Here is a 10,217-nt window from a genome sequence, read left to right on the forward strand (position 1 = left end):
GCTGTATGAGTTTTCTTTTCTTGGCATGCAATGCATTGAGTCCAATGGCATACTTGAGTTCTCGAAAAGAAGTTTCCTCGCCCCATCTCATATTGTAGATTTCACGGATTTCTTCCATTAAGAAATCCTCTCTGCTTAAATTGGTAATAATAGTTTCATATTTATCATCGGATATTTTGAATCTCTCGACCCTACAGTTGAACTCATACCAGGGATTCTCTTTGTCCATAAAATCAAATCTCATTGATTTGGTAATAATTTTATATATTTCAGGACAGGCTTTTGTCATTTTTGTTTGTTTTAAGGTCAGCATTCTAAACACATCAACATCAAACTCACCATCAGGAAATGGTCCTAGTGACTTGGTGATGCTAGTCGTAGATTCACCTCCTTAATCTGATATCATGTTTTTTAATCGTGAATCTTTAATTGTGATAATCTGACTTCATTGGCAGGATCTTCAGGATTGTGTGTTGGTTTACCTGTATCTAAAGCACGCATTTTTTCCATTTCTTGGGCATTCAATTCGAAATCAAAAATATCAATATTTCCTTTCATTCTTTCAGGATTTGTAGATTTTGGTAAAGAAATAACACCTTCCTGATAAATCCAACGTAAGATAATCTGACCAGCATTTTTATGATATTTGTCAGCTAGTTCACAAATAACAGGATTTTCTAATAATTCTTTATTACCATGTCCTAAAGGATACCATGCTTCTAAAAGAATATGATTTTCATCCATCACTTTTCTGAGTTCTCTTTGTTGAACAAATGGATTAAATTCTACCTGATTGACTGCAGGCATGACTTTCATACCATCTTTAAATTGATTCCATAAGTTGACAGTGATATTAGAAATACCAATAGATTTCAATTTTCCTTCTTCATAAGCTTCTTCTAAAGCTTTCCATGCTCCTAAATAATCACCATAGGGCTGATGTAATAAATAAAGATCAATGTAATCTACACCAAGCAGTCTTAATGAATTTTCAATCCCTTTTTTCGCATTTTCATATCCATAATCCTGTAACCATAATTTAGAAGTAATAAAAATATCTTGACGATCAATACCACTATCTTTGATTGCTTTTCCAACATCGCTTTCATTCATATATCCAGCAGCTGTATCAATATGACGATATCCTGCTTTTAAAGCAGCTAATGTGGCATCATAAGTTGGGCCATCGTTTGGAATCATAAAAACGCCAAAACCGACGGCAGGAATGTGTTGTTTGTTGTTGAGTTCAAATGTTTTCATATGTGTATCTCCTTTGTTGAATTTTCATGAATTTTAAATTTGTTTAAGTTTTTAGCAGTTGAATAACATTGATAATCAATGATTTCACTATGACCAAGATTGAGTTTATTCATTTCTATAAAATCATCCTGATCTAATTGAAAATCCCATATATCCATATTTTCAATCATGCGTTCTTGATGAATTGTTTTCGGAATCGCAATAATTCCTTGTTGGATTTGCCATCTTAATACAATTTGGGCAACTGTTTTATGATGTTTTTTTGCTATTTTTAATAATATTGGATTTTCAAAAATATGTCTTTGACCTTCATTCAATGGTCCCCATGCCTGTGTTATACATTGATATTGTTCAAACAGGTGATGAGCTTCTTTTTGTTGAAAGAATGGATGATATTCGATTTGATTAATCATCGGTTTAATAGAACAGTTCATATATAAATCTACAAATCTTTCCGGACTAAAATTACAGACACCCAGTGCTCTGATTTTTCCTTTCATATATAATTCTTCCATGGCTCTATAAGATCCATAGTAATCACCATAAGGTTGATGAATCAGATACAAATCAATATAATCTAAACCTAAATTTTCTAAAGATGTCTGGAAAGCTTTCATTGTCTTTTCATAATCAGTATCTTGAACCCATACCTTGGTTGTGATAAAGAGTTCTTTTCTAGGAATTTGAGATTTTTGTAAAGCTTTACCAATTTCTTTTTCATTTAAATAAGCAGCCGCACTGTCAATAAGACGATAACCACTTTCTAAGGCATGAAGAATACATTTTTCAGTCTGTAAAGGTGGAATCTGAAATGTTCCATAACCTAACATAGGCATCATGACACCATTATTGAGTTTTTGATATTGCATTGACTTCCTCCTTTCACTTGTTATTTTAGAAAAAGAGCTGAAAAAAGTACAATATCAATATTTTATTGTGCTATAATTAAAATGCATAGTGAAATGGAGGTGTATTCATGATTGAATTTTATCAGTTAGAACAGTTATTAACGATTGCGAAAGTGGGAACAATTTCTAAAGCGGCTGAAGTTTTACTTATATCGCAACCAGCTTTAACACGTTCGATTCAACGTCTGGAAGATGAATTAGGTATTCAGCTTTTTGACCGTAAGAAAAATAAAGTTGAATTGAATGCAAATGGGAAATTGGCTGTGGAACTTTTTGAGAAACTTTTAAATGATAAAGAAAAGATTGTGAATACTTTGCAGGCTTATAATCGTAGCCAATATGAAGTGAAAATTGGGTCCTGTGCACCAGCACCAATCTGGGGATTACGTCATGTTTTCAAAAAATTATACCCTGAAATGCAAATTCATGATGTTCTTGATTCTCGAGAAGACATTTTACTGCAAGGATTAAAAAACTATGAATTTTCTATTATTGTTTTTCATCATCCTATTGATGATCCTGATTATGAATGTGTGCCATTATTTGAAGAAAATCTCTTTTTATCTGTACCACCAGCACATCCTTTAGCTTTATTTCCAGAAATATCATTTGATGACTTAAATGGTGAAAGTGTTCTGTTGTTGTCAAAAATAGGATTCTGGAATGAAATCTGTCAAAAAGTCATTCCTCAATCACATTTGTTATTTCAGGAAGATGGGCAGGTTTTCAATGAATTGATTAAGGCATCGGCATTGCCTCATTTTAGAAGTGATATTACAATGAAACAGGAAGGAAAATCAGAAAATCGCAAGGCTATTCCTATTAGTGATCCACAGGCACATGTGATGTATTATGGGATTTATAGAAAAACAGATAAAAAAATATTTTCATCACTACTAACAGAAGTTCAAAACTTACATTGGGAAGATGTCAGTCAAGTCACGGAAAGTGTAGATAACAACAAATAAGACATGAGGAAAAATATGAAATATTTAAAAAAGTCAATCCAGTTTTTATTGTCCATAACATTATTCTTTTGCATGGTAGGATGCCAGCAAGATAATGTGACAGTTCAAAAAGAGTTTGATCAATTTTTAAATCAGGAATTTATAGAAACGATGGAAAACGATTATGTGACTTTACATACTTATGTGACTCATCCAGAAGATTTTGGAATTGATATGAGTCAGGTAGAAGTTGGACTAGGCATGGGTGCATTTCAAGATGACCAGCAAAAACTCAAACAGGAGTTAAATAATACCTATGAACAATTAATGGAATTTGATTATGATGCTTTAACTGAAGATCAAAAAGATTCTTATGATATTTATAAAACACAATTATCAATTGATCAAAAATTGAGTGATGAAAAATTTGATTATTATGGTTCTTTATTTGCCAGTATGACAGGATTACATTATCAATATCCAACTTTACTAACTGATTGGGACATACGAAATGAAGAAGATTTACAAAATATGATTATCATGGTTAAAGATATCTTACCCTATACGCAAGAAGCTTTAGATTATACAAAAACACAAGCTCAAAAAGGTTTGTTAATGATTGATTTTGATTCAGTGTTAACTTATTGTCAAAGAATTTTAGATCAAAAAGATCATAGTCCTGTTTTACAGGCTGTTTATGAAAATATTGAAAATCTAGATATCACAAAGCAAAAGAAAGAAGATTATAAACAACAAATGGAAGACGCTTTTCAAACATCTTTTTTTCCAGCTTATCAAGAAATCATAACTACTTTATCTCATCTTAAAGATGGTACCAATAATGAGCAGGGACTCGCTCATTTCAAAGATGGTAAAGAATACTATGCTTTATTATTACAACAAAATAGTGGAACTGATCAAACAGTAGAAGAAGTCAAAAATATGATGGAAGATGCTTTTCATCAGCATATGCAACGTCTGGTTGTATTAGCTATTCAAAATCCTGAGCTTTATGAAGATTATACAAATGGGAATTTCCCTCAAACAAATTTCCGGAGTTACGATGAAATTTTGAAGTTTATTAAACAAAATTTATCGCAAGATTTTCCTGAAGTTGATCAACTGTCATATCAAATTCAAGATGTCAATGAAAATTTAGCTTCTGATTCAGGGGTAACAGCTTATTTTAATATTCCTACATTAGATGGAACACAGGTGAAACAGTTGCGAGTTAACCCTAAAACAAATGATGTCAAGACGATATCTACTTATGCAACAGTGGCACATGAAGGGCTAACAGGACACATGTATCAATATGCGTATATGTATGAAAATCAGACAAACAATTTTAGAAAAGCCATTGCCAGCTGTCAGGCTTATAGTGAAGGCTATGCGACATATGCACAATATGAATGTTTAAAATATTTAGAAGATGAAATTGATGAAGATGTTTTGCAGTTATATAAAGAAGCAGAATTATTGAATAATAGTTTAACGATTTTGATAGATATTGGTGTTCATTATGAAGGATGGAGTCAAAGTGATGTTCTTGATTTTTTAGAAGACAATGGAATGGTTTTAGATGAAGAGTCTTTGTCAGCATTATATAAACAGCTTCAAGCTAATCCAGCAGCATTTGTTCCTTATTATGTTGGATATGAAAAAATAGCACAAATGAAAGAAGAAGCTCAAGAAACGTTAGGGGACAATTTTGATCATAAGTTATTTCATGAAGCGTTATTAGAAACGGGAACAGCGCCATTTGATGTCGTAGAACGTCATATTGATCGCTATGTGGAGAATAGCCAATGATGGACTATCTTATATCACCAGATTTGAGTTTAAAAGAGAATGTTTGCCAGTTCTTTGATACATATCAATGTATTTATACGAAAGAACATAGTCTGAAAGTTGCAAATGAGAGTCTGAAACTTGCTCATAGATTTGGAGTTGATCCTCAAAAATGTTATCAGGCAGCTTTATTACACGACATCAGTGCTGTGATTTCTCACAATCAAATGATGGAAATAGCGTTACAAAATGCCTGGACAATAGATCCATCCAAAAAAAGTATCCATTCCTGCTGCATCAAAGAGTTTCTGCATTATTTGCACAAAACATCTTTCAAATTGAAGATAAAGACGTTTTATCAGCTATCACATGTCATACGACACTCAAAGCACACCCTAGTCAAATTGATCTCGTTGTTTTTCTAGCTGATAAAATACAATGGGATCAAACAGGACTTCCTCCTTATTGAGATGTTATTGAAGAAGGAATGCAGATATCATTAGCATATAGTGCTTATTTATTTTTAAAAGAACAGTTACAACATAAACGTATTTTATATCCACATCAGTGGTTAAAAGAAGCTTATGAAGATTTATCAAGAGAGGAAAAAAAGATATGAAAAAGTATAAAGCAGTTATTTATGATATTGATGGAACAGTTTTAAATACATTAAATATGAATATGTATCCATTAATGAGAATTATTAAAGAAGAATTAAATGAAGATTGGAGTTTTGAAGATGTTTTAAAATTTGCGGCTTATCCTGGTATGAAAGTGATGGAAGAATTAAATATAAAAGATAAAGAAAAAACATATGCCAAATGGGTTCAATATGTCAATGAATATGCAGATGGGGCAACACTTTATGAAGGATTTGAAGAGGTTTTTATAAAACTGGAAGAAGCAGGGATTATTCAAGCTGTGGTATCTGCCAAAACAAAGGCTCAATATCAAATTGATATGGTTGAAAAAGGGTTGGATAAATATATGAAAGCTACAATATTAGCAGAAGATACTGATAAACATAAACCAGATCCAACACCATTACTAGAATGTTTAAAAAGATTACAGCTTCAACCTGATGAAGTGATTTATATTGGTGATGCTCGTTCAGATGAATTGGCTTCTCAAAATGCTCATATAGATTTTGGATATGCCAAATGGGGTAATGTCGCTCAAGAAGAAATGAAAAATGCAACAATTGTTTTAGAAAAACCATTAGATTTATTACAGCTTATATAAATGCAAGATCAAAATAACTTTGCATTAGGAAATGTATCCCAGCATATTTTACATATTGCTGGACCAATGATTGTTGCACAGTTTATCAATATTTTATATAACGTTGTTGATCGTATTTATATTGGAAGATTACCTGATGTAGCTACTCTTGCGATGAGTGGCTTAGGTTTATGTTTGCCATTAATTTCAATTATTATTGCTTTTGCGAATTTATTTGGTATGGGTGGTTCACCACTTTGTTCTATAGCGAGAGGAAGTGGAGATCATGATTTGGCAGAAGAAATTATGGGGAATTCGTTTTCTTTACTGATTCTTTTTTCAGTTTTGATTATGATCATTGGACTGTTGTTTAAAGAACCGTTATTATGGGCTTTTGGAGCCAGTCAGAATACCATTACATATGCAAATGATTATATGAGCATTTATTTATTAGGAACGCCATTTGTTTTGATTGGTTTAGGCATGAATAGTTTTATTAATAGTCAAGGTTTTGCGAAAATAGGCATGATGACAGTTTTGTTAGGTGCTGTAACAAATATTATTTTGGATCCTATCTTTATTTTTGTTTTAGCAATGGGAGTCAAAGGTGCAGCGCTTGCGACTGTAATATCACAGTTTGTATCTGCCTTATGGACATTCCAATTTTTAACAGGTCAAAAAACGATATTGAAATTAAAAAAAGAAAGACTGAAATTAAAAATAAAACATGTGAAAAAAATATTTGCTTTAGGGATGGCTGGATTTATGATGGGATTGACAAATTCTGTTGTTACAATTGTTTGTAATGCCACACTTCAGACATATGGTGGAGATTTCTATATTGCGATTATGACAATTATTAATTCTATTAGAGAGGTTGTATCTTTACCAGGACAAGGCTTAGCTAACGCTTCACAGCCAGTGCTTGGCTATAATTATGGAGCTAAACAATATCAAAGAGTTTTAAAAGCTATTCGTTTTACAACAATCACTTGCTTCTTAACGAGTTTTCTTTTATGGCTCAGTATTACTTTGTTTCCTCAATTTTATATTCAGATCTTTAGTCATAATCCAGAAATCATAACACATGGAACGCAAGCTATTCATTTATACTTTTTTGGCTTTTTTATGATGGCTTTTCAAATGACGGGACAAGCTGTGGCGGTAGGATTAGGAAAGTCTAAACAGGCGGTTTTCTTTTCACTTTTTAGAAAAGTGATGATTGTTGTTCCATTGACTTTGATTTTGCCTATATATATGGGTATTGATGGTGTTTTTATTGCTGAAGCTATCAGTAACTTTATTGGTGGAGGCGCATGTTATTTAACAATGATGTTGACAATTGGAAAAGATTTAAAGAAAAAACGTTTATCTGTCGCTAAAGGTTAATATAAGGAGAAAGACTCTAAGCATAAAGACATTTCTTTTTTCATATAAATAAACGGGTGATGATTCATATGAAAAAAATGATGTCTTTTATTATTCTTTTTGCTTTATGTACATGTTTATATAAACCAGTTATTCATGTTTCATCATCACAATTGTTAAATCAAAGAGTGATAGTTTTGGACCCTGGTCACGGGGGTTTAGACAATGGAGCGAGTATTGCTGGAGTCGATGAAGATGAATTAAATTTGAAAATCAGTTTTGCATTGAAAGAAGAATTGGAATCACGTGGAGCAACGGTTTATATGACAAGAACAGATGACCAGGATATGACAAGAAGAAATTATAACTATTCTAAACAGGATGATATGTATTTAAGAGCGTTAAAGATTGATGAATATCAGCCAGATTTATTTTTAAGTATTCATTTGAATTCTTCAAATTCTAGTGCCTGGGGATCACAAGTTTTTTATTATAAAAAAAGTGAGGATGGGAAAAGATTAGCTGATAGTATTCATAATCAAATGAAAACCTTAACGGGAACAAGGAAAAATATTTCATCAAGCAGTTTTTATATCTTGCGTGCAACACAATCACTGGGTGTATTGATTGAATGTGGCTTTTTATCTAATGCTAATGAAAGAGGACAGTTAAAAAGTCGCAGTTATCATAAAAAGCTGGCGACAGTGATTAGTGATGGAATACAGGGTTACTTTCAGGCTTTATCTGCTCCATTATAAAAATATAATTTAATTTGAAAAGTAAATTCTACTTTTTTTAAGACTAAGTTCTACTTAAAAAACATTGATAAGTAGAACTTAATCTTGGAAATGTCATGATTTATATTTTTAATCTTTGTATTTATGTATATAATGTATTTGAAGTGAATTTCAATTTTTTAAGGATTGCGATGAATTTGCAAGACTAAATTCTACTTCTTAGTGTTCCTCATTTTCAATCCTTTCCTATCTGTTTTTATTAAAAATTGAATTGTTTAAAATCACTTCATCAGGCTTAATGTATTTGATGTGCAATGCCTGTAATAATTCTTTGCCCCATATGAATTCCGTCACTTCATAGGGGCTTTTATTATTCAATGAATATCTTTTGTATGAATTGATGTGCGACATCATATTCCAAATATCCCTTTGATGAAGATTCTTGAAAGTCTCTCCTTTTGGTAAGAAATATCTTATAAACTCATGATTTTTTTCACAAGAACCTTTTTGATCTGATCTATTAGGATCGCAGAAAAATACCTTTATTCCTAATTCTTCAAGATAAGCTATGTCGGTGAATTCTTTTCCATTGTCTGTAAGTATGACCTGAAAGAAATTCTTAAAGAGATTCTTATCATCAAATCTTTCATAATACAATTCAAATACCTGTGCAAGATGTGTGTTTTCCTTGCTTGAAATGAAATGAGCAATTTGAAAATGTGTTTTCACACAATGCAGGGTAAGGAGGAGATTTTCACCTTTGATGCCCTCGACAGTATCCATCTGAATGACATTAGCATCGGGATGCTCGTTCATATAAGCGAGATAATCATTATATGTACGATTTTTTCTCAATGCAGATTTATTGATTTTTACCTCATTTTTCCCTGCTTTTCTCTTTCTTTTCTTAAATCTAACCCTTCTAGGGAGGTCAATGTTGGCACATTCAAGAAAGCCAGCATCAATGTAGTTGTAAACGGTACTTTGAGAAACGCCAATCTCACCAGCATGTGAAGCAAATATATGATTGAGAGATTGAGACTTATCTCTGACAAGAGGACTGACAATGGAATCGATCTTTTTGAGTTCATCTTCAGTGACATTGATGCCAGTACGCGAACTGACAAGAACTTCCTTATATTCTTTGTGAGCATGAGAAGGGTTGTAAAAATATTTTATAGGCTTGCGACAGTATTTACGGGAATCACAGCCATTGCATACATAGGGAGCTCTTCTTAATCGTTTGCATATATAGAGCTCAAAATCAGGACAAACGCTTTGACAGATGTCACACTTTTTACAAAACTTGAGATTGCATTTGACATGAGTGCATAAATGAGTATGCGTGCAGCTTTTAACATGAGCACAGGTGCCATTTTTACTAAGGGTATTGGAAATTCTCTGTTCAATTCTATGTTTCCTGATTTCTTTGGAAACAGTAGATTTATCTTTTGAAATAGCTGAAGCAATTTTAGAAACGGAATCACCATTTTCTAGCATGGTAAAAATCTCATTACGTTGATCAGCGGTCATATGTTTGTTTTTAGAAATATTTTCATTCATATCATTAATCCAGAAAATGAGGAACAAATAATCAATAACATATAACAAGAAAATTCGTAAGACTAAATTCCACTTTATTTTTTAAAGTAGAATTTACTTTTACAATTAACCAAATGTATCTTTTTTTATAAAAAAGTAAAAAAAGTCTTGCATGTTATAAGATGTTGTGCTAATATATATGAGCAGTCGAAAAACAGATGTCTACGTAGCTCAGCTGGATAGAGCACACGCCTTCTAAGCGTGCGGTCGCGGGTTCGAATCCCTCCGTGGACGCCATTTAAAAACTACCCTGATTTATCAGGGTCAATGGAGTCAACTTAGTATATTAGACTAGGTGACTCTTTTTTTATTTCTGTAATTCTTGTGGTATGACTATATGTACTCTTTATTATTATGCAAAAAAAGCGCATAAAGCCCCTGTT

Annotated in this window: 11 protein-coding genes and 1 tRNA gene; 8 read left to right on the top strand and 4 right to left on the bottom strand. The window is 32.2% G+C overall.

Annotation, left to right across the window (positions count from 1 at the left end; genetic code table 11):
• From B5G32_RS12645 to B5G32_RS12655, 3 genes are all read right to left on the bottom strand, one after another.
• Nucleotides 1–313 (bottom strand): transposase (locus B5G32_RS12645; RefSeq protein WP_239386251.1); only part of this gene is annotated, 313 nt, incomplete at its 3' end.
• A gap of 98 nt (nucleotides 314–411) precedes the next feature.
• Complete coding sequence (locus B5G32_RS12650) at nucleotides 412–1,260, bottom strand: aldo/keto reductase (RefSeq protein WP_087244820.1); 849 nt, start codon at nucleotides 1,258–1,260, stop codon at nucleotides 412–414.
• Entirely contained in the window at nucleotides 1,257–2,129 is an 873-nt protein-coding gene (locus B5G32_RS12655; RefSeq protein WP_087936853.1) for an aldo/keto reductase, read from the bottom strand. Before B5G32_RS12655 ends, B5G32_RS12650 begins: the two co-directional genes overlap by 4 nt.
• A 107-nt stretch (nucleotides 2,130–2,236) precedes the next feature.
• Here B5G32_RS12655 and B5G32_RS12660 point away from each other — a divergent pair, with 107 nt between their 5' ends.
• The 7 genes from B5G32_RS12660 (at nucleotide 2,237) to B5G32_RS12685 (ending at nucleotide 8,253) form a co-directional block, all read left to right on the top strand.
• Entirely contained in the window at nucleotides 2,237–3,136 is a 900-nt protein-coding gene (locus tag B5G32_RS12660) for a LysR family transcriptional regulator (RefSeq protein WP_087305400.1), read from the top strand.
• 15 nt (nucleotides 3,137–3,151) lie between these two features.
• Nucleotides 3,152–4,927, top strand: a complete 1,776-nt coding sequence (locus tag B5G32_RS12665) for a DUF885 domain-containing protein (protein WP_087936854.1) — start codon at nucleotides 3,152–3,154, stop codon at nucleotides 4,925–4,927.
• Complete coding sequence (locus B5G32_RS14415; RefSeq protein WP_479684589.1) at nucleotides 4,927–5,331, top strand: HDIG domain-containing metalloprotein; 405 nt, start codon at nucleotides 4,927–4,929, stop codon at nucleotides 5,329–5,331. The genes B5G32_RS12665 and B5G32_RS14415 overlap by 1 nt, the downstream gene beginning before the upstream one ends.
• A gap of 62 nt (nucleotides 5,332–5,393) precedes the next feature.
• Complete coding sequence (locus tag B5G32_RS14300; RefSeq protein WP_255374775.1) at nucleotides 5,394–5,525, top strand: hypothetical protein; 132 nt, start codon at nucleotides 5,394–5,396, stop codon at nucleotides 5,523–5,525.
• Nucleotides 5,522–6,148 (top strand): HAD family hydrolase, encoded by a 627-nt coding sequence (locus tag B5G32_RS12675; RefSeq protein ID WP_087936856.1) that lies wholly within the window; start codon nucleotides 5,522–5,524, stop codon nucleotides 6,146–6,148. The genes B5G32_RS14300 and B5G32_RS12675 overlap by 4 nt, the downstream gene beginning before the upstream one ends.
• Nucleotides 6,149–7,516 carry an MATE family efflux transporter gene (locus B5G32_RS12680; RefSeq protein WP_087936857.1) on the top strand — a complete coding sequence of 456 codons (1,368 nt, stop codon included), beginning with the start codon at nucleotides 6,149–6,151 and terminating at the stop codon, nucleotides 7,514–7,516.
• A gap of 68 nt (nucleotides 7,517–7,584) precedes the next feature.
• The gene (locus B5G32_RS12685) at nucleotides 7,585–8,253 is read left to right on the top strand and encodes an N-acetylmuramoyl-L-alanine amidase family protein (protein ID WP_087244813.1); all 669 of its coding nucleotides are present in this window, start codon (nucleotides 7,585–7,587) and stop codon (nucleotides 8,251–8,253) included.
• Nucleotides 8,254–8,478: 225 nt separating this feature from the next.
• Here B5G32_RS12685 and B5G32_RS12690 read toward each other — a convergent pair whose 3' ends face one another.
• On the bottom strand, nucleotides 8,479–9,795 hold the full coding sequence (locus B5G32_RS12690; RefSeq protein ID WP_087936858.1) for an IS30 family transposase: 1,317 nt from the start codon (nucleotides 9,793–9,795) through the stop codon (nucleotides 8,479–8,481).
• A gap of 199 nt (nucleotides 9,796–9,994) precedes the next feature.
• Here B5G32_RS12690 and B5G32_RS12695 point away from each other — a divergent pair.
• Nucleotides 9,995–10,071 (top strand) — tRNA-Arg (locus B5G32_RS12695).
• The last annotated feature ends 146 nt before the right edge of the window (nucleotides 10,072–10,217 follow it).

It is taken from the genome of Massilimicrobiota sp. An80 (assembly GCF_002159255.1).
In the GTDB taxonomy this organism is placed as follows: Bacteria; Bacillota_I; Bacilli_A; order Erysipelotrichales; family Coprobacillaceae; genus Allocoprobacillus; species Allocoprobacillus merdigallinarum.

Excerpts from the sequence above, each read along its gene's own strand:
- B5G32_RS12650 (WP_087244820.1), bottom strand. The coding sequence starts at position 1,260 with ATGAAAACATTTGAACTCAACAACAAACAACACATTCCTGCCGTCGGT.
- B5G32_RS12655 (WP_087936853.1), bottom strand. The coding sequence starts at position 2,129 with ATGCAATATCAAAAACTCAATAATGGTGTCATGATGCCTATGTTAGGT.
- B5G32_RS12660 (WP_087305400.1), top strand. The coding sequence starts at position 2,237 with ATGATTGAATTTTATCAGTTAGAACAGTTATTAACGATTGCGAAAGTG.
- B5G32_RS12665 (WP_087936854.1), top strand. The coding sequence starts at position 3,152 with ATGAAATATTTAAAAAAGTCAATCCAGTTTTTATTGTCCATAACATTA.
- B5G32_RS14415 (WP_479684589.1), top strand. The coding sequence starts at position 4,927 with ATGGACTATCTTATATCACCAGATTTGAGTTTAAAAGAGAATGTTTGC.
- B5G32_RS14300 (WP_255374775.1), top strand. The coding sequence starts at position 5,394 with ATGCAGATATCATTAGCATATAGTGCTTATTTATTTTTAAAAGAACAG.
- B5G32_RS12675 (WP_087936856.1), top strand. The coding sequence starts at position 5,522 with ATGAAAAAGTATAAAGCAGTTATTTATGATATTGATGGAACAGTTTTA.
- B5G32_RS12680 (WP_087936857.1), top strand. The coding sequence starts at position 6,149 with ATGCAAGATCAAAATAACTTTGCATTAGGAAATGTATCCCAGCATATT.
- B5G32_RS12685 (WP_087244813.1), top strand. The coding sequence starts at position 7,585 with ATGAAAAAAATGATGTCTTTTATTATTCTTTTTGCTTTATGTACATGT.
- B5G32_RS12690 (WP_087936858.1), bottom strand. The coding sequence starts at position 9,795 with ATGAATGAAAATATTTCTAAAAACAAACATATGACCGCTGATCAACGT.